Annotated in this window: 16 protein-coding genes and 2 pseudogenes; 12 read left to right on the top strand and 6 right to left on the bottom strand. The window is 71.3% G+C overall.

The features are described 5' to 3' along the window. Positions 1-107 precede the first annotated feature (107 nt). From ABZ454_RS21815 to ABZ454_RS21790, 6 genes are all read left to right on the top strand, one after another. Complete coding sequence (locus ABZ454_RS21815) at positions 108-1964, top strand: acetolactate synthase large subunit (protein WP_356316673.1); 1857 nt, start codon at positions 108-110, stop codon at positions 1962-1964. Between the two features lie 22 nt (positions 1965-1986). Beyond that, positions 1987-2514 (top strand): acetolactate synthase small subunit, encoded by a 528-nt coding sequence (ilvN, locus tag ABZ454_RS21810; protein ID WP_136329340.1) that lies wholly within the window; start codon positions 1987-1989, stop codon positions 2512-2514. A gap of 107 nt (positions 2515-2621) precedes the next feature. After that, complete coding sequence (ilvC, locus tag ABZ454_RS21805) at positions 2622-3623, top strand: ketol-acid reductoisomerase (RefSeq protein ID WP_359137153.1); 1002 nt, start codon at positions 2622-2624, stop codon at positions 3621-3623. Positions 3624-3899: 276 nt separating this feature from the next. After that, on the top strand, positions 3900-5492 hold the full coding sequence (serA, locus tag ABZ454_RS21800; RefSeq protein ID WP_359540040.1) for a phosphoglycerate dehydrogenase: 1593 nt from the start codon (positions 3900-3902) through the stop codon (positions 5490-5492). 132 nt (positions 5493-5624) lie between these two features. Further along, a complete protein-coding gene (locus ABZ454_RS21795) occupies positions 5625-6230 on the top strand; it encodes a TetR/AcrR family transcriptional regulator (protein ID WP_356316679.1) in 606 nt (201 codons plus the stop codon). Positions 6231-6331: 101 nt separating this feature from the next. Continuing rightward, the gene (locus tag ABZ454_RS21790; protein ID WP_359540038.1) at positions 6332-6865 is read left to right on the top strand and encodes a hypothetical protein; all 534 of its coding nucleotides are present in this window, start codon (positions 6332-6334) and stop codon (positions 6863-6865) included. A 98-nt stretch (positions 6866-6963) separates the two neighbouring features. On the opposite strand, the gene ABZ454_RS21785 is transcribed toward ABZ454_RS21790, so the two are convergent. After that, on the bottom strand, positions 6964-8106 hold the full coding sequence (locus ABZ454_RS21785; protein WP_359540036.1) for a helix-turn-helix domain-containing protein: 1143 nt from the start codon (positions 8104-8106) through the stop codon (positions 6964-6966). Positions 8107-8295: 189 nt separating this feature from the next. Between ABZ454_RS21785 and ABZ454_RS21780 the strand changes: the two genes are divergently transcribed. Together ABZ454_RS21780 and pruA are read left to right on the top strand one after the other, a co-directional pair. Next, positions 8296-9222, top strand: a complete 927-nt coding sequence (locus ABZ454_RS21780; RefSeq protein ID WP_359540034.1) for a proline dehydrogenase family protein — start codon at positions 8296-8298, stop codon at positions 9220-9222. A gap of 38 nt (positions 9223-9260) precedes the next feature. Further along, positions 9261-10892, top strand: a complete 1632-nt coding sequence (pruA, locus tag ABZ454_RS21775) for an L-glutamate gamma-semialdehyde dehydrogenase (protein WP_359540032.1) — start codon at positions 9261-9263, stop codon at positions 10890-10892. 101 nt (positions 10893-10993) lie between these two features. On the opposite strand, the gene ABZ454_RS21770 is transcribed toward pruA, so the two are convergent. From ABZ454_RS21770 to ABZ454_RS21760, 3 genes are read right to left on the bottom strand one after another with little or no spacing between them, the layout of a single operon-like run. Then, a complete protein-coding gene (locus tag ABZ454_RS21770; RefSeq protein ID WP_359540029.1) occupies positions 10994-12202 on the bottom strand; it encodes a lysophospholipid acyltransferase family protein in 1209 nt (402 codons plus the stop codon). Next, a complete protein-coding gene (locus tag ABZ454_RS21765) occupies positions 12199-13059 on the bottom strand; it encodes a phosphatidate cytidylyltransferase (protein WP_359540027.1) in 861 nt (286 codons plus the stop codon). The genes ABZ454_RS21770 and ABZ454_RS21765 overlap by 4 nt, the downstream gene beginning before the upstream one ends. Continuing rightward, complete coding sequence (locus ABZ454_RS21760; protein WP_359540024.1) at positions 13056-13628, bottom strand: CDP-alcohol phosphatidyltransferase family protein; 573 nt, start codon at positions 13626-13628, stop codon at positions 13056-13058. The genes ABZ454_RS21765 and ABZ454_RS21760 overlap by 4 nt, the downstream gene beginning before the upstream one ends. 99 nt (positions 13629-13727) lie before the next feature. On the opposite strand from ABZ454_RS21760, the gene ABZ454_RS21755 reads away from it, so the two are divergent. Further along, positions 13728-14285, top strand: coding sequence for a GNAT family N-acetyltransferase (locus ABZ454_RS21755; RefSeq protein WP_359540022.1), 558 nt, complete (start codon positions 13728-13730; stop codon positions 14283-14285). Positions 14286-14288: 3 nt separating this feature from the next. Here the strand turns inward: ABZ454_RS21755 and ABZ454_RS21750 are convergent. Next, positions 14289-14509, bottom strand: a pseudogene (locus ABZ454_RS21750) (NADP-dependent oxidoreductase); the annotation flags it as partial. A 6-nt stretch (positions 14510-14515) separates the two neighbouring features. On the opposite strand from ABZ454_RS21750, the pseudogene ABZ454_RS21745 reads away from it, so the two are divergent. Together ABZ454_RS21745 and ABZ454_RS21740 are read left to right on the top strand one after the other, a co-directional pair. After that, a pseudogene (locus ABZ454_RS21745) lies at positions 14516-14735 on the top strand (LysR substrate-binding domain-containing protein); the annotation flags it as partial. Positions 14736-14994: 259 nt separating this feature from the next. Next, the gene (locus ABZ454_RS21740) at positions 14995-15126 is read left to right on the top strand and encodes a hypothetical protein (protein WP_351398127.1); all 132 of its coding nucleotides are present in this window, start codon (positions 14995-14997) and stop codon (positions 15124-15126) included. 74 nt (positions 15127-15200) lie between these two features. Here ABZ454_RS21740 and ABZ454_RS21735 read toward each other — a convergent pair whose 3' ends face one another. Continuing rightward, on the bottom strand, positions 15201-16772 hold the full coding sequence (locus ABZ454_RS21735) for a metallophosphoesterase family protein (protein ID WP_359540020.1): 1572 nt from the start codon (positions 16770-16772) through the stop codon (positions 15201-15203). A gap of 130 nt (positions 16773-16902) precedes the next feature. Here ABZ454_RS21735 and ABZ454_RS21730 point away from each other — a divergent pair, with 130 nt between their 5' ends. After that, complete coding sequence (locus ABZ454_RS21730) at positions 16903-17943, top strand: 3-isopropylmalate dehydrogenase (RefSeq protein WP_356316697.1); 1041 nt, start codon at positions 16903-16905, stop codon at positions 17941-17943. Positions 17944-17996: the final 53 nt, after the last annotated feature.

The raw sequence follows: 17996 nt of genomic DNA, 5'->3' as shown, positions 1-17996 counted from the left end.
CGACGCGCTCCCCTCGCTTGCCTCACGGCACGAGGGGTTTTTTGTTGCACCGGCGCCACGCAAACCAACGCAAAACACTTGTAAAAATCCTCAGCTTCGAGAAGAGAATGCCGATGACCGAGCAGGCCACCGGGGCCCACCATCCCCAGCCGCGGGCCCGTAACGGCGGATCGTCGTCCGCCACCGTTGAGCACGTCACGGGTGCGCAGTCCCTCATTCGCTCCCTCGAGGAGGTGGGGGCCGACACGGTATTCGGCATTCCCGGCGGCGCCATCCTTCCGGCGTACGACCCCATGATGGACTCGAAGCGGGTGCGTCATGTGCTGGTCCGTCACGAGCAGGGCGCAGGCCACGCGGCCACCGGCTACGCGCAGGCCACCGGCAAGGTCGGCGTCTGCATGGCCACCAGCGGTCCCGGCGCCACCAACCTGGTCACCCCGATCGCCGACGCGTACCTGGACTCGGTGCCGATCGTCGCGATCACCGGGCAGGTCGCCTCCGCCGCCATCGGTACCGACGCCTTCCAGGAAGCCGACATCTGCGGCATCACGATGCCGGTCACCAAGCACAACTTCCTGGTCACCAAGGCCGAGGACATCCCGCACACCATCGCCGAGGCCTTCCACATCGCCGCCTCCGGCCGCCCCGGACCGGTCCTGGTCGACATCGCCAAGGACGCGCTCCAGGCGAAGACCACCTTCAGCTGGCCGCCGGTGATGGACCTGCCGGGCTACCGCCCGGTGACCAAGCCGCACGCCAAGCAGATCCGCGAGGCCGCCAAGCTCATCACCCAGGCCAAGCGCCCGGTGCTGTACGTGGGCGGCGGCGTCATGAAGTCCGGGGCCACCGCCGAACTCAAGGTGCTGGCCGAGCTCACCGGAGCGCCCGTCACCACCACGCTGATGGCGCTCGGCTCCTTCCCCGACAGTCACCCGCTGCACGTGGGGATGCCCGGTATGCACGGTGCGGTCACCGCCGTCACCGCACTGCAGAAGGCCGACCTGATCGTCGCCCTCGGCGCCCGGTTCGACGACCGGGTCACCGGCAAGCTGGACAGCTTCGCCCCGTACGCCAAGATCGTCCACGCCGACATCGATCCGGCGGAGATCGGCAAGAACCGGGCCGCGGACGTCCCGATCGTCGGGGACGCCCGCGAGGTCATCGCCGACCTCGTCCAGGCGGTCCAGGCCGAGCACACCGAGGGCCGCACCGGCGACTACGCCGCCTGGTGGAAGGACCTCAACCGGTGGCGCGACACCTACCCCGTCGGCTACGACCTGCCGGAGGACGGCAGCCTCTCGCCGCAGCAGGTCATCCAGCGCGTCGGTGAACTCGCCCCGCCGGACACGATCTTCGCCGCGGGCGTCGGGCAGCACCAGATGTGGGCCTCGCACTTCATCCAGTACGAGCAGCCCGCCACCTGGCTGAACTCCGGCGGCGCGGGCACGATGGGCTACGCGGTCCCGGCCGCGATGGGCGCCAAGGCCGGCATGCCGGACCGCACGGTCTGGGCGATCGACGGTGACGGCTGCTTCCAGATGACCAATCAGGAGCTCACCACCTGCGCGCTCAACAACATCCCGATCAAGGTCGCCATCATCAACAACGGCGCCCTCGGGATGGTCCGCCAGTGGCAGACCCTCTTCTACAACCAGCGGTACTCCAACACCGTGCTGCACTCCGGCGCCGACACGGACGGCAACGCGGCCAAGGGCACCCGGGTGCCCGACTTCGTCAAGCTGTCCGAGGCCATGGGCTGCCACGCGATCCGCTGCGAGGACCCGGCCGACCTGGACAAGGTCATCGCCGAGGCCAACGCGATCAACGACCGCCCGGTCGTCATCGACTTCATCGTCCACGAGGACGCCATGGTGTGGCCGATGGTCGCCGCCGGCACCTCCAACGACGAGGTCATGGCAGCCCGCGGCGTCCGCCCCGACTTCGGCGACAACGAAGACGACTGAGAGACAGAGAGAGACCGACTTCATGTCCACCAAGCACACGCTCTCCGTCCTGGTCGAGAACAAGCCCGGTGTCCTCGCCCGGATCACCGCCCTGTTCTCCCGCCGAGGCTTCAACATCGACTCGCTCGCGGTCGGTACCACCGAACACCCCGACATCTCCCGCATCACCATCGTCGTGAATGTCGAGGACCTGCCCCTGGAGCAGGTGACCAAGCAGCTCAACAAGCTGGTCAACGTCCTGAAGATCGTCGAACTCGAGCCGTCCGCTGCGATCCAGCGTGAGCTCGTCCTGGTGAAGGTCCGCGCCGACAGCGAGACCCGCTCCCAGATCGTCGAGATCGTCCAGCTGTTCCGCGCCAAGACCGTGGACGTCTCCCCCGAGGCCGTCACGATCGAGGCGACCGGCGGCGCCGACAAGCTGGAGGCGATGCTCAAGATGCTGGAGCAGTACGGCATCAAGGAGCTCGTCCAGTCCGGCACCATCGCCATAGGGCGCGGCGCGCGCTCGATCACCGACCGGTCGCTGCGCGCCCTCGACCGCACGGCGTAAATCACTCCGGGTCCGCCGCGCCGCTCGTATGGCGAGACCCGACAACGTAACTGACGCACCCCGCCGTACGGTGGGACGCAACACCTGCACACCAAGGAGAAGACCCAGTGGCCGAGATGTTCTACGACGACGATGCCGACCTGTCCATCATCCAGGGCCGCAAGGTCGCGGTTCTCGGCTACGGCAGCCAGGGCCACGCCCACGCGCTGTCGCTGCGCGACTCGGGTGTCGACGTCCGTGTCGGTCTGCACGAGGGCTCCAAGTCCAAGGCCAAGGCCGAGGAGCAGGGCCTGCGCGTGGTGACGCCGTCCGAGGCCGCCGCCGAGGCCGACGTCATCATGATCCTGGTGCCGGACCCGATCCAGGCCCAGGTCTACGAGGAGTCCGTCAAGGACAACCTCAAGGACGGCGACGCGCTGTTCTTCGGCCACGGTCTGAACATCCGCTTCGGCTTCATCAAGCCGCCGGCCGGCGTCGACGTCTGCATGGTCGCCCCCAAGGGCCCGGGCCACCTGGTCCGCCGCCAGTACGAGGAGGGCCGCGGCGTCCCGTGCATCGTGGCCGTCGAGCAGGACGCCTCGGGCAAGGGCCTGGAGCTCGCCCTCTCGTACGCCAAGGGCATCGGCGGCACCCGGGCCGGCGTCATCAAGACGACCTTCACCGAGGAGACCGAGACCGACCTGTTCGGTGAGCAGGCCGTCCTCTGCGGTGGCACCGCCGCCCTGGTCAAGGCCGGTTTCGAGACCCTGACCGAGGCCGGCTACCAGCCGGAGATCGCGTACTTCGAGTGCCTCCACGAGCTGAAGCTCATCGTGGACCTCATGTACGAGGGCGGCCTGGAGAAGATGCGCTGGTCGATCTCGGAGACCGCCGAGTGGGGCGACTACGTCACCGGCCCGCGGATCATCACGGCCGACACCAAGGCCGAGATGAAGAAGGTCCTCACCGAGATCCAGGACGGCACCTTCGCCAACGCCTGGATGGCCGAGTACCACAACGGTCTGCCCAAGTACAACGAGTACAAGAAGGCCGACAGCGACCACCTGCTGGAGACCACGGGCCGTGAGCTGCGCAAGCTCATGAGCTGGGTCAACGACGAGGACGCGTAACACGGCGCCGGAAAGGGGCGGGTCCCGGACCCGCCCCTTTCCGGCATCCGCCCTGCTTCACCGCTGGAAGAGGCGGCGTCGTACGTGTGTACAAGTCGTCCAGTCTCTTGCGGGTGATCCTTCCGACGGGGCGCAGTATGCGTCGTCGCGCATGACTACACTTCTCCACACATACACGCGTCAGGCCCACAGTGTCGTGCGTCTTCCACGCGGCAAGCCCCTCCACCGCCTGCGGCCGTCGGGACGGCCGTCCGCACTGGATCTGTGAGGACTCACGTGAGCTCGAAACCTGTCGTACTCATCGCTGAAGAGCTGTCGCCCGCCACGGTGGACGCCCTGGGCCCGGACTTCGAGATCCGGCACTGCAACGGCGCGGACCGCGCCGAGCTCCTCCCCGCGATCGCCGATGTCGACGCCATCCTGGTGCGCTCCGCCACCAAGGTCGACGCCGAGGCCATCGCCGCCGCGAAGAAGCTGAGGGTCGTCGCCCGCGCGGGCGTCGGTCTGGACAACGTCGACGTCTCCTCGGCCACCAAGGCCGGCGTCATGGTCGTGAACGCACCGACCTCCAACATCGTCACCGCCGCCGAGCTCGCCTGCGGTCTGCTGGTCGCCACCGCGCGCAACATCCCCCAGGCCAACACCGCCCTCAAGAACGGCGAGTGGAAGCGCTCCAAGTACACCGGTGTGGAGCTGAGCGAGAAGACCCTCGGCGTCGTCGGCCTCGGCCGCATCGGTGTCCTGGTCGCCCAGCGCATGTCGGCCTTCGGTATGAAGATCGTCGCGTACGACCCCTACGTCCAGCCCGCGCGCGCCGCGCAGATGGGCGTCAAGCTCCTCTCGCTGGACGAGCTGCTCGAGGTCTCCGACTTCATCACCGTGCACCTCCCCAAGACCCCGGAGACGCTCGGCCTGATCGGCGACGAGGCGCTGCACAAGGTGAAGCCCTCGGTGCGCATCGTCAACGCCGCGCGCGGCGGCATCGTCGACGAGGAGGCGCTCGCCTCCGCCCTCAAGGAGGGCCGCGTCGCCGGCGCCGGTCTCGACGTGTACACCAAGGAGCCCTGCACGGACTCCCCGCTGTTCCAGTTCGACCAGGTCGTCTGCACCCCGCACCTCGGCGCCTCCACCGACGAGGCGCAGGAGAAGGCGGGCATCGCGGTCGCCAAGTCCGTCCGTCTCGCCCTCGCCGGTGAGCTCGTGCCGGACGCGGTCAACGTCCAGGGCGGCGTCATCGCCGAGGACGTCCGTCCCGGACTGCCGCTCGCCGAGAAGCTCGGCCGGATCTTCACCGCGCTCGCGGGCGAGGTCGCGGCCCGTCTCGACGTCGAGGTGTACGGCGAGATCACCCAGCACGACGTGAAGGTGCTCGAACTCTCCGCGCTCAAGGGCGTCTTCGAGGACGTGGTCGACGAGACCGTGTCGTACGTGAACGCCCCGCTGTTCGCGCAGGAGCGCGGTGTCGAGGTCCGCCTCACCACCAGCTCCGAGTCGCCCGACCACCGCAACATGGTCACCGTGCGCGGCACGCTGTCCGGCGGCGAGGAGGTCGCGGTCTCCGGCACGCTGGCCGGTCCCAAGCACCTCCAGAAGATCGTCGCGATCGGCGAGCACGATGTGGACCTGGCGCTCGCCGACCACATGGTCGTGCTGCGCTACGACGACCGCCCCGGTGTCGTCGGCGCGGTCGGCAAGATCCTCGGTGAGGCCGGTCTGAACATCGCGGGCATGCAGGTCTCCCGGGCCGCCGCGGGCGGCGAGGCGCTGGTCGTCCTCACCGTCGACGACGACGTCCCGGCGTCGGTGCTGGCCGAGATCTCGGCCGAGATCGGTGCGGCCTCCGCCCGTTCGGTGAACCTCACCGACTGACGCACCGCGCTCCTTTCGGCCCTCCCGTCCGAAGCGGGCCGAGTGGGCCGGGGCTCGCGAGCCGCAGCCCCCGTACCCGGCATGTAGACGTGCGTCTTACACAAACGTCCACATGCCGGGTACGCTGCTGTCATGGGACATCGTGAGGATCTGCTCGAAGGCGCCAAGCGCTGCCTGCTGGAGAAGGGCTACGCCCGGACGACGGCGCGCGACATCGTGGCGGCCTCGGGGACGAACCTCGCCTCCATCGGCTACCACTACGGCTCCAAGGAGGCCCTGCTCAACCTCGCCTTCCTCAAGGTGACGGAGGAGTGGGGCGATGTGCTGACCGGGGACGCGGCCGAGGGGCCGCAGGACGTGCCGCCGGCGCCGCTCGACCAGTTCCGCGAGACCTGGGAGCGGGTGATCGGCAGTTACGAGCAGGCCCGTGCGGTCTGGCAGCTCCAGATGGAGGTCGTCTCCCGGATCGACTCCGACCCCGAGCTGCAGAAGGCCCTCGCCGGCCCGCAGCGCGACGGCCGTGACGGACTGGCCGAGAACATGCTGGGCATCGACCCCGAGGCCGAACCCGAGAAGGCCCGGGTCGCCGGACTCTTCTGCCAGGCGCTGCTCGCGGGCGTCATGGTCCAGTGGCTGATGGACAGTGGGTCGGCACCCTCGGCGCAGGACCTGACGGACGGGCTGAAGGTGGTGCTGGAAGGGCGGGTCCGTCCCGCGGATCCGGACGCCTCCCAGTAGCCTGTGCCGTCGGCGCGTGCACGGCAACGGCGGTGGCGCAGGCGGGAGTCGGTACGGATGAGGAAGCGGATCCAGGAACCTCGCGGGAACGGCCGCGTGCGATGAGCGTGCGGGCGGGGGAGGCGTTCGCCCTCGCGCGGGCCGTCGCCGAGGTGGAGGCGCTGCTGACCGCGCCGCTGCCCGCCGCCGGCCCGACGGCGGCCGACGGGGACCCGGTCACCGGGGAGTGGGCGGTGACCACGGGCGAGGGCTTCCGGATCGTCCCCCTCTGGGAAGGTGACGCCCTCGACGGGGTGGACGGCCCGGCGTGGGACGACGCGCAGGAGGCGGCCGAGGCACTGCTGGCCGCGCTCGTCGCGGAGCTGGACGCCCGCTGGGGAGCCCACCACCAGGTGGCGGTCCATGTGGCGCTGCTCCTCAGGGAGCACGGCGGACCGGCGGCGGTCCCGGCTCTCTTCGAGGCTCTCCTCGCCGCGGACTGCTACGGCGATCTGACCGCATGGGGGCCGGTGTCCGCACGGGAGCGCTGGGTCGGCGTGAGCGTGGGGCACAGCGACGGGGACGCGCCCCTGGTCATGGCGGCCGTCGTCAGCGACCGGCCGATCGTCGCGCCCGACCCGCCGTCCTGGCTGTAGGGCGGGGCAGGTCGCCTCCGGAGCCGGGGCGCCTTCGAAGCCGGGGGCCTTCAGAGCCGGGCGGCAGCGGGGCCGGGCGGCTGCGGGGCCGGGCGGCTTCAGAGCCGGGACGCCTTCAGCGCCATGTGCAGCAGCAGCCGGTCCTCGCCGTCGTTCAGGTCCAGGCCGGTGAGCTGCTGGACCCGCGAGAGGCGGTAGTACAGCGTCTGGCGGTGGATGCCCAGCTCGGCCGCGGTCCTGGACGCCTGGCCCGCGCAGTCGAGGAACACCTCGGCGGTACGGGCCAGGTCCCGGTGCGGCGGGGTGAGCAGCGGGCGGACCGCGTGGTCCGGCGGCGTGTCCGGAGGGAGCGAGGTCAGCAGGCGGTACGGGCCGATGGCGGACCACTCGGCGACCGGGCCGAACCGGGTCTCGGCCGCTGCCGCCCTCGCCGCGCCCGATGCCTCGTGCCACGCGTCGGCCAGCTCCGCGAGGCCGCGGCGGGGGACCGCGATCCCGGCGGTGGCGGCCGCCCCCGCGCCGGCGCGCAGCCGGGCCGCGGCGGTGAGCGCCGGGTCCAGGACGTCGGGGGACCGCAGCCGGACCAGCGCGGCCAGTGCGCGGCTGCCCGCGCCGGCCGGGGAGGGGGCGCCGGACAGGGCCGCCGCCGACGGCACCGTGCGCACCGACGGCGGGTCATCCGGCCACGGGGTCACGCACACCACGGTGTGCAGCCCCTCCGCGTCCGGGCCGAGGGCCTCGCTGAGCGCCGCCACCGCCATGTCGCGCTGCCAGCCCCGCCCCGCCGTGAGAACCGCGCCGAACTCCCGCGACAGGTCGCTGCCCGCCCGCGCCTCGTCGGAGAGCAGCGGCCCGATCCGGGCCGCCACGTCCATCGCCGCGTCGAGCTGCCGGTCGGTCGGCCCGGGGTCGGCGTCCAGCAGCCATACGTAACCGAGCACGACACCCCGATGGCGTACCGGGAGACAGATCCGGCCCCGGTAGACACCGGCTTCCGGGGCGGCGGGGATGCGGACGGGGCCCGTGGCGCGGGTGATGCCGAAGTTCTCGAACCAGGCGCGGACGGCCGGGGTGGAGCGGCGGGTCAGGATCGACCGGGTGCGGACCGGGTCCATCGCCGTGTCGTCGTCGCTGTCGTGCGCCCCGAAGGCCACCAGGCCGAAATCCCGGTTCTCCAGCGTCGCGGGGACGCCGAGCAACGCGGAGATCTCGTCGACCAGTTCCTGGTAATCGCCCTTCACCCAGCCATTCTCGCATTCCTTCAGACATATGTCTGAGAACCAGGGCAGGGATGCGTGACAGCTGTCGATGGCACAGGATCGGAGCAATCCTTAGATTCACGGTGGTTCTCCGTGCTGTGCCGCTTCTGTTCCCTTTGGGGACGTGCAGGGCGGTACGGCCTTCGTCCGTACTTTCCGTGGAGGTGCCCCGTGCTGGGTCCCGTGATACTCGCCGCGTCACGCAGCGACCAGATGCGCCGTTTCATCTCGGCAGCCCCGGGCACGAAGCAGGTCGTCGACCGGTTCATCGCCGGTGAGACGGTCGAGCAGGTCGTCCCGGTCATCGAGGACGCCACCGACAAGGGCCTCGAGGTCACCCTCGACGTGGTCGGCGAGGACATCACGACCCCCGAGCAGGCCGCCGCCGCGCGCGACGCCTACCTGGAGCTCATCGGCCGCCTCAAGGAGCTCGGCCTGGGGACCAGGGCGGAGATGTCCGTCAAGCTCTCCATGTTCGGCCTGGCGCTGGAGAACGGCCACGAGCTGGCCCTCGCCAACGTCCGCCCGGTCGTCGAGGCCGCCGCCGCGATCGGCACCACGGTCACGTTGGACGCCGAGGACCACACCACCCTCGACTCGATGTTCGCCATCCACGAGGAGCTGCGGAAGGACCACCCGCAGACCGGATGCGTCATCCAGGCCTACCTCTTCCGCACCGAGGACGACGCCCGCCGGCTGGCCGCCGCCGGCAGCCGCGTGCGCATCGTCAAGGGCGCCTACAAGGAGCCCGCCTCCGTCGCGTACCAGGCCAAGGCCGAGATCGACAAGGCCTACGTCCGCATCCTGAGGACCCTGATGGAGGGCGAGGGCTACCCGATGATCGGATCCCACGACCCGCGCCTGATCGCCATCGCCCAGGAACTGGCCCGCAAGGCAGGCCGCAAGCTCGACGAGTACGAGTTCCAGATGCTGTACGGCATCCGCAGCGACGAGCACATCCGGCTCGCGGCCGAGGGGCACCGCATGCGTGTCTACACCGCGTACGGCACCGACTGGTACGGCTACTTCATGCGCCGCCTCGCGGAGAAGCCGGCCAACCTCCTCTTCTTCGGCCGCTCCATCCTCACCAAGGGCTGAGCCCCCTCCACCCCTCTACTGAAGGAGCAACGGACACCATGGACGCTGTCACCCAGGTCCCCGCGCCGGTCAACGAGCCGGTCCACTCCTACGCCCCGGGCTCCCCGGAGCGCGCCCGCCTGGAGGCGAAGCTCAAGGAGCTCAGCCAGAACCCGATCGACCTGCCGATGACCATCGGCGGCGAGAAGCGGATGGGTGGCGGCGAGCGCTTCGACGTCGTCCAGCCGCACAACCACCAGGCCGTCATCGGTACCTTCGCCGGCGCGACCGAGCAGGACGCCCAGGACGCGATCGACGCCGCCCTCGCCGCCGCCCCGGCCTGGCGCGCGATGGCCTTCGACGACCGCGCCGCCATCATCCTGCGCGCCGCCGAACTGCTCTCCGGCCCCTGGCGCGAGACGCTGGCCGCCTCCACGATGCTCGGCCAGGGCAAGACCGCCCAGCAGGCCGAGATCGACACCCCCTGCGAGCTCGTCGACTTCTGGCGCTTCAACGTGCACTACGCGCGCCAGATCCTCGCCGAGCAGCCCCCGGCCAACTCCCCGGGCGTGTGGAACCGCATGGACCACCGTCCGCTGGAGGGCTTCGTCTACGCGATCACGCCGTTCAACTTCACGGCCATCGCGGGCAACCTGCCCACCGCCCCCGCCCTCATGGGCAACGTCGTGGTGTGGAAGCCGTCCCCGACGCAGACCCACGCCGCCGTGCTGCTGATGGAGCTCCTGGAGGAGGCCGGTCTGCCCAAGGGCGTCATCAACCTGGTGACGGGCGACGGCATCGCCGTCTCCGAGGTGGCCCTGAACCACCGCGACCTGGCCGGCATCCACTTCACCGGCTCGACCCCCACCTTCCAGCACCTGTGGAAGACGGTCGGCAACAACATCGCGAAGTACCGCACCTACCCGCGCCTCGTCGGCGAGACCGGCGGCAAGGACTTCGTCGTCGCCCACCCCTCGGCCGACCACGCCGTCCTGAAGACCGCGCTGACCCGTGGCTCCTTCGAGTTCCAGGGCCAGAAGTGCTCGGCGTCCTCGCGCGCCTACGTCCCGGCCTCCATCTGGAACTCCGGTTTCAAGGAGAAGTTCGCGGCCGAGGTCGACTCCATCACCATGGGTGACGTCACCGACCTCTCCCACTTCATGGGTGCCGTCATCGACGACCTCGCCTTCGCGAAGAACAAGGCCGCCATCGACCGCGCCGCGGCCGACCCGGCGTGCACGATCATCGCCGGCGGCACGTACGACGACTCGGTGGGCTACTTCGTCCGTCCTACCGTCATCGAGTGCAGCGACCCCGAGAACGAGGTCTTCACGACCGAGTACTTCGGCCCCATCCTCGCGATCCACGTCTACGAGGACGACGAGTTCGACGCGATGCTGGAGCAGATGGAGTCGGTCTCCGACTACGCCCTGACCGGTTCCGTCATCGCGAACGACCGCGCCGCGGCCGCGTACACGATGGAGAAGCTGCGGTACGCCGCGGGGAACTTCTACATCAACGACAAGTCGACCGGCGCCGTCGTCGGCCAGCAGCCCTTCGGCGGTGGCCGCGCCTCGGGGACGAACGACAAGGCGGGCGCCCCGCAGAACCTCCAGCGCTGGACCCTGACCCGGGCCATCAAGGAGACGCTGGTCCCGCCGACCGACTACACCTACCCCCACCAGGGCTGACAGCCCGGGGCGCCGCCCTCCCGGCGCCCCGCCACGAATCCCGCCCCCCGACCGGTTCCCCTGCCGGCCGGGGGGCGGTTTCCATGCGGGCCCGCGCCGCCTCAGCCCCAGCCGCGCACGATCAGCGCGAGCCCCACCGCGAATCCGCCGCACAGCAGCACCAGGTAGCGGCCGTAGTGGCGGCGGTGCCGGCGCATCAGGAGGCCGAAGGCGGCGAGGGCGAGGCCCACCGTCAGCGTGCGCGAGCCGCGGGCGGCCGCCGAGGCGGTGAGCCAGTCGGACGGGGCGACCCCGGCGCGGCCCGCCTCAGCGCCGTACACCTTGAACGGGACGCCGTTCCACGGCTGGTGGCGCACCGCCGACGCGCCCTCCAGCGCCAGCTCGTGCCGGACCTCCGCCCGCATCCGGTCCGTCGTCAGCGGCGCGGGCAGGTGCACGCCCGCCGCAGCCAGGTGCAGGGCGAGCAGCCCGCCGGCCAGGCTGCCGGCGAGCGCGCCCACGGACATCTTCAGGGCCGCGCGCGGCACCGCCACGCAGACGACACCCAGCAGCAGTTCCGGCATCAGCGGCCAGCTCAGCGCCTCCGCGAACGCCCAGCAGAATGCCAGCGGCAGCCCCCAGCGCGAGGTGACCACGGCCGCCACCCGCCGCCGCGCCGCCGAGTCCCGCAGGGGTTCCGCCGCCGTCCGCTCGTGCAGCGCGAGCACCGCGTCACGGGCCCGTTCCGGGGTGGCCGCGGACGGCAGCGGCTCACCGATCGTCACCCGCACCAGGGAGGACCGCAGCCGCCCGTGCTTGGGCAGCAGCCGGTCCGTACCGGCGATTCCCACCGGCACCACCGGCACCCCCGCCTCCTCGGCCAGGACCAGCGCCCCCCGGTGGAAGGCGCCCAGCGCGCCGCCCTTGGCCCGGGTGCCCTCGGGGAACAGGACGACCGCCCGGCCGGCCCGCAGTTCCCCTGCCATGGTGAGCAGATCCGTCATCCCGCCGCCGCCCCGCCGCACCGGGAAGCCGGCCGCCAGCCTGCGGCAGATCCGCCGCCGCCACGGGGAGGCGAACCAGTAGTCGGCCGCCGCCCCGATCGCCGGGGCGTGCCGGGCGTCGAGCGCCGCGAGGAGCGCCGCGGTGTCCGCGTGCGAGGAGTGGTTGGCGACCACCACGCAGCCGCCGCGCGGCAGCCGGCCGCGTCGCTCGACCCCGCCGGTGAGGCTGAGCACGCCCCACCACAGCCCGCGACGGAGCGCGGAGCCGATCCGGGAGCGGCGCGGGAGCACGGCCGGGCCGCGGGTGCGCGCGAGGATGTGCGTCATGTCGTCACCGTCGCCAGGAGAAGGGCCACCAGCAGGGAGTCGATCCGGTCGAGCAGGCCGCCGAAGCCGGGCAGCCAGCTGCCCGCGTCCTTGACCCCCGACTCGCGCTTGACCATCGACTCGATCAGGTCGCCGAGCACACAGCCACCGGTCACCGCTGCCCACAGCGGGAAGCTGAACGCGCCGAGTACGAGCAGGAGCAGGGCCGTCGCGACGCCCGCCCCGAGCACGCCCGCCCAGGTCTTGTTGGGGGAGAGCGGTGAGAGCGGCCGGGCGAGCGGTCCGCGCCGGCCCAGTGCCGTGCCCCCGCACCAGGCGCCGACATCGCCGAGCGCCACCGCCAGGCCCACCGCCACCGCGGTCTCGCCGAGCGTCACCAGACCGGTCAGGGCGACGGGGATCCACAGCAGTCCGAACGCGGTGCGCGCGGTGCGGGTGAAGCCCGTCCGGTCGTCCCCGGCCAGCACGGCCGGCAGGGCGGCCGCGACCAGCAGCACCGCCGCCGCCCGCACGTCCAGCAGCTGCGGAGCCAGCCACGCCAGCGCCGGGAGGACGACCGCTGCCGCCGCCAGCACCAGGTGGTCGCCGCGCGGCAGCCCCGCCATCCGGACGAACTCGCTCACCGCGATCACCCCGAGGCCGGCGGCCAGTGCGTACGTGCCGCCGCCGCCCAGGAAGTACGCCCCGAGGAAGACCGGCGCGACCAGGGCCCAGGTCCGCCACCGCCTGCGCAGTTCGGCCCGCATCCGGACCTTCGAGGGAAGGACCGCGACCGCGACCCCGCCCGCCCCCAGCACACCCGCGACCAGCGGCACCGCGCGCGCGGCCGCCTCCTCGGCGATCAGTACGGCGCTCATGCCAGCTCCCTCCACAGCCCGGCCAGCCGGAGCACCGCCGTGAGCAGCGAACCGGCGGCGATCACGATCAGTACCGGTACGGTCCAGCCGCTGGCCGCGGCGACCACGACCAGCAGGCAGCGCTCCGTCTTGCCGACAGGTCCGCCGTTGCGCCGGGGCGCCCCGGCCGCGGCGCCGGCCAGCGACACCCAGGACGGCAGCGTCGCCGCGAGCGCGGCGACCGCCACCAGCCACAGCGGGGCGAGCGCCAGGAACCCCGCCAGGACGACCAGGTCCGCGACCCGGTCGCCCAGCTCGTTGAGCACCGCTCCGCGCCTGGTCGTGCGGCCCGTGTCGCGGGCCAGCGCCCCGTCGAGGTTGGCGAAGGCGAGCCGGGCCGCGAGCAGCACGGCGACCGGAAGGGCGGAGATGCCGGCGGGCAGCCAGGCGAGCGCGGCCGCGCCGCCGGCCGCGGCGACGACGCCGACGGCGGTGAGGGTGTCGGGCGACACCTCACGGCGGACCAGCGAGGCGCGGACACCGGAGAGCCGGTTCGCGTACCAGGGCTTGAGAGCGTAGAGGCCGTTCATGGAGCCAACTCTCGTGCGCCGCGCGATCCTTCGACACGGGACAGGTACTCAAACGGCGGCTGAGTACCGGGGAGGTGCGGGCCTGAGAGGCTGGCGCGCATGACTGAGCCGATACTGCGGACCGTGCACACGTGCAGGCTTGCCCCCGCGGCCCTCGACGAGATCCGCGCCTTCCTGGACGCCGCCTTCGCGGGCACGTTCAGCGACGACGACTGGGACCATACGCTCGGCGGGATCCACGCGTGCGTGCGCGATGCGAGCGGATTGCTCGCGCACGGCAGTGTCGTGCAGCGGCGGGTGATCCACGCCGGACGTTCCCGCCGCGTCGGCTACGTGGAGGGCGTCGCCGTCCGCGCCGACCGGCGGCGGGAGGGCCTCGGCGGGCAGGTCATGGCCGCACTGGAGGAGGTCGTCGACGGGGCGTACGCGTTCGGGGCCCTGTCCGCGTCGGCCGCCGGGGCCGCGTTGTACGCGGGGCGCGGCTGGACGGTGTGGCCGGGACGGATCGCCGTGCAGGGGCCGCGCGGGGTGGAGCGGCTGGCCGAGGAGGAGGGCAGTGTGTACGTCCGGGGGGCGGGGGGTGCTGCGCTCCGGTGCGGTGGAGGGCCGGCCGCGGAGGTGCTCGTCTTCGACTGGCGGGACGGGGACGTGATGTGAGGCCAGGGCGTGGCTGCGCCGGCCGTGGAAGACGAGGTCGCCCTCGGCGAGAGCAGGGTCGCGGGAGGCGACGACCCGGCCGATGGCCCGGCCTCCAGCGGGGTGTTCAGCGTCCAGCCGTTGTCCATCTCCTCTCGGTGGTACGGGTCGACGGAGAGGTAGAGGTTCTCCACCCAGGCCTCGCCGGGGCCGGGAGCGGCGACCGGGGACTCGACCAGGGAGAAGAGGCGGCAGAGGACGACGGAGCGGTGCTCTCGATGGTGGCCCGTGGTCTCGGTATGGCGATCATGCCGGGACTGTCACTCGAAGGAGCACCGGACGCGGTCGCGATCACCGCTCTCGGGGCCGGAGCGCCCGACGCGTTCGGTGGGCTATGTCACCACCCCTGAGCTGGCACGATCGCTCGCCGTGCGGGCGCTCATCCGGGAGCTGAGAGTGAGTGGGGAGTAAGCGCGCGTAAACCTCCGTCTCAGATAGTAGGAAGTCCGAGTAATTGTGGAGACAGACCGGCGCGGCTGCCTTAGCTTTGTAGAAGCCGAACGTCTCGCTAGATCAAGCGACTGGCGGTCGTGAGCGCGCGCCCCGAAGCAGGCAACCCCTGCGGCGCCTGCTCCCCGCCCCTTCCGGCACCTCGAAATCCCTGATCTCGACATCACGTTCACGATTTTTCGATCTCGAAATCCTCGCGATCTCAAGGAGTCGATCCACCATGGCCGAGACCACTGTCCGTCGCCGCGTCCGCCACACCCCCCGCCCCACCGAGTCGGAGCGGCAGAATGCCGCCGCCGCCCTGCAGCGGGCCCTCGACCGCAGGGACAACGGCGGCTCCACCGGTCACTGAACCGGGCCGTCTCCCGGCCCCGGCCCCGGCCCCGGGCGCCGTCTCCCGATCCCGGTCCGGGCCGTGCGCCGGGATCAGTCGCGGCTGATCTCGAAGTGGTCGATGCGCTCACCGGACTCGGCGAGCGCCGTGACCTTCATCCGCGCGTTCCGCCCGGGCTCGACCTCCACCGCGAGGAACGAGAAGCCGGTGTAACGCACCCGCGACCACTCCACGGTCTCGACGGCCTTACCGCCGCCCTTGACCGAGTGATACGTGTCCACGCTCTCCCGGTCCGCGACATGCCCCTCGAAGCTGTCCGGCGCCGGGAAGTCGTACAGCGCCTTGCCCGCGCCGCCCGCCGTGACGTACACGATGCCGTCCCGCGTCGGGTCGGTGCGCTCGCCGATCGGCACCTGGCGCCGGACCTCGTTCCTCAGGATCGCGTCGGTGCGCTCGTAGACGTGGTTGTGCCCGTTGATGACCAGGTCCACCTGGTGCTTCTCGAAGAGCGGCACCCAGGCCTCGCGCACCCCGCCGTCCGAGGCGTGGGCGTTCGTGGTGGAGAAGGCGCAGTGGTGGAAGAAGACCACCAGGAAGTCGATGTCGTGACGGGCCCGCAGTTCGCCCAGGCGGCGGTCCAGCCAGCGGGTCTGCTTGCCGCCGCTGATGCCGAAGTTGGCGGGGATCTCGTAGGAGACGTCGTTGGCGTCGAGCGCGATCACGCCGACGTTGCCGTGCGTGAAGGAGTACGCCCCGGGCTGGTTCACCGGGTCCGGGCCGTTGTCCGGCAGGGTCCAGCGGGCGTTCTGGCCGCCGTAGCCGTTGGGCGAGTACCAGGCCTCCATGTCGTGGTTGCCGGTCGTCACCATCCACGGCACGGTCTTGGAGACCGTCTCGGTCTGCGCCAGGAACTGGTCCCAGGTGCGCGCGTCGTAGGTGTCCGTCGGCCGGCCCGAGCCGGACGGGTCGGCGTAGCAGATGTCGCCGGCGTGCAGGTGGAAGGCGGGGTTCTGGCCCAGGATCAGCTGGTCGTTGCCGAGCGCGTGGTAGCTGACGCCCTGGTCGCCGAAGGCGGTGAAGGTGAACTTCTCGGCGCGCGCGGGCGCCGTGGTGAAGGTGCCGAGCGTGCCCAGGTTGCGGGTGTCGGCCGGGTCGAAGCCGTCGTGGCCGACGCCGTAGTAGTACGTCGTGCCGGGCTTCAGCCGCTCCAGGGCCGCGTGGACGTAGTACTGCTCGGCCGCCGCGATCTTGCCGTCGTTGAGCAGCGGCGTCGTGAGGTGACGCACCTCGGCGTCGATCTTCCGGCTCAGCGACCAAGGCTTCAGGCCGATGCGGACGTACGGGCGGCGCACGGCGAACGGAACCTGCCAGGAGACCGTCATCCGCGTCTTCGGGTCCAAGCCGTAGGCCAGGTGCCGGCCGAACGGCGCGACCAGCGAACCGTCCACCCGGGTGGTGCTGTGCGAGGTGAGAACCGCCGGCGCCGCGTACGCGGGCGAGGCGGCGAGCGAGGAGCCGAGGCCGGCGCCGGCCACGGCGGCGGTCGCCACGCTCGTACGCAGCACCCCGCGCCGGGTCAGCCGGGTGCGGAGGTAGTCGTGCTGCTCGGCCATGCTCATGCGGTCGGCGAGCTTCTCGGGGATGCCGAAACGGGGGATGTCCATGGGCGACAACCTCCACCCGTTCCCTGGCGGCACTCCGTCGGATAGGTGAACGCTACACGTACAGCTGCCCATGTGTCCGTATGGTGGACGTGACGTGTCATGGGATGGGACGCGCAGTAATGTGCCGGGCATGTCTCGCAGCATCAATCTCGCAGTGATCCCCGGTGACGGTATCGGCCAGGAGGTCGTGGCCCAGGGCCTCAAGGTCCTCAACGCTGTTCTCCCGCAGGATGTGAAGCTGGAGACCAAGGAGTACGACCTTGGCGCCCAGCGCTGGCACCGCACCGGTGAAACCCTCCCGGACGCGGAGCTGGAGGCCCTCAAGGGCCACGACGCCATCCTGCTCGGTGCGATCGGTGACCCGTCCGTGCCCTCCGGCGTCCTGGAGCGCGGGCTGCTGCTGAAGCTGCGCTTCGCCTTCGACCACTTCATCAACCTGCGGCCGTCGAAGCTGTTCCCGAACACGGCGACCCCGCTGGCCGGCCGTCCGGAGATCGACTTCGTCGTCGTCCGTGAGGGCACCGAGGGTCCGTACACCGGCAACGGCGGTTCGCTGCGCACGGGTACGGAGCACGAGGTCGCCACCGAGGTCAGCCTCAACACGGCCTTCGGTGTCGAGCGCGTCGTCCGCGACGCCTTCGAGCGGGCCGCCGCCCGCCCGCGCAAGAAGCTGACGCTGGTCCACAAGAACAACGTCCTCGTCTACGCGGGCCACCTGTGGAAGAACACCTTCGACAAGGTCGCCGCCGAGTACCCCCAGGTCACCACCGACTACCTGCACGTCGACGCCGCGACGATCTTCTTCGTCACCCAGCCCGAGCGCTTCGACGTCATCGTCACCGACAACCTCTTCGGTGACATCCTGACCGACCTCGCCGCGGCCGTCTCCGGCGGCATCGGCCTGGCCGCCTCCGGCAACATCAACCCGACGGGCGCCTTCCCGTCGATGTTCGAGCCGGTCCACGGCTCTGCCCCCGACATCGCGGGCCAGGGCAAGGCCGACCCGACCGCCACGGTCCTCTCCGTCGCCCTCCTGCTGCGCCACCTCGGCTACGAGGCCGAGGCCGTGCGCATCGAGGACGCCGTCTCCGCCGACCTCGCGGAGCGCGACGGCAGTGCCCGCAGCACCGACGAGATCGGCGACGCGCTCGCGGTACGCGTAGCGGGCTGATCCGACGACTTGCTCAGAAGCCGCCGGGTCGCACACGCACCCGGCGGCTTCTC

It is taken from the genome of Streptomyces sp. NPDC005803 (assembly GCF_040630435.1).
Classification (GTDB): domain Bacteria; phylum Actinomycetota; class Actinomycetes; order Streptomycetales; family Streptomycetaceae; genus Streptomyces.
Note: the sequence above shows the minus strand (reverse complement) of the source record. Positions and strands in the feature narration are given on the sequence as shown.

Excerpts from the sequence above, each read along its gene's own strand:
- ABZ454_RS21815 (WP_356316673.1), top strand. The coding sequence starts at position 108 with ATGCCGATGACCGAGCAGGCCACCGGGGCCCACCATCCCCAGCCGCGG.
- ilvN (WP_136329340.1), top strand. The coding sequence starts at position 1,987 with ATGTCCACCAAGCACACGCTCTCCGTCCTGGTCGAGAACAAGCCCGGT.
- ABZ454_RS21795 (WP_356316679.1), top strand. The coding sequence starts at position 5,625 with ATGGGACATCGTGAGGATCTGCTCGAAGGCGCCAAGCGCTGCCTGCTG.
- ABZ454_RS21790 (WP_359540038.1), top strand. The coding sequence starts at position 6,332 with ATGAGCGTGCGGGCGGGGGAGGCGTTCGCCCTCGCGCGGGCCGTCGCC.
- pruA (WP_359540032.1), top strand. The coding sequence starts at position 9,261 with ATGGACGCTGTCACCCAGGTCCCCGCGCCGGTCAACGAGCCGGTCCAC.
- ABZ454_RS21770 (WP_359540029.1), bottom strand. The coding sequence starts at position 12,202 with ATGACGCACATCCTCGCGCGCACCCGCGGCCCGGCCGTGCTCCCGCGC.
- ABZ454_RS21765 (WP_359540027.1), bottom strand. The coding sequence starts at position 13,059 with ATGAGCGCCGTACTGATCGCCGAGGAGGCGGCCGCGCGCGCGGTGCCG.
- ABZ454_RS21760 (WP_359540024.1), bottom strand. The coding sequence starts at position 13,628 with ATGAACGGCCTCTACGCTCTCAAGCCCTGGTACGCGAACCGGCTCTCC.
- ABZ454_RS21755 (WP_359540022.1), top strand. The coding sequence starts at position 13,728 with ATGACTGAGCCGATACTGCGGACCGTGCACACGTGCAGGCTTGCCCCC.
- ABZ454_RS21740 (WP_351398127.1), top strand. The coding sequence starts at position 14,995 with ATGGCCGAGACCACTGTCCGTCGCCGCGTCCGCCACACCCCCCGCCCC.
- ABZ454_RS21735 (WP_359540020.1), bottom strand. The coding sequence starts at position 16,772 with ATGGACATCCCCCGTTTCGGCATCCCCGAGAAGCTCGCCGACCGCATG.
- ABZ454_RS21730 (WP_356316697.1), top strand. The coding sequence starts at position 16,903 with ATGTCTCGCAGCATCAATCTCGCAGTGATCCCCGGTGACGGTATCGGC.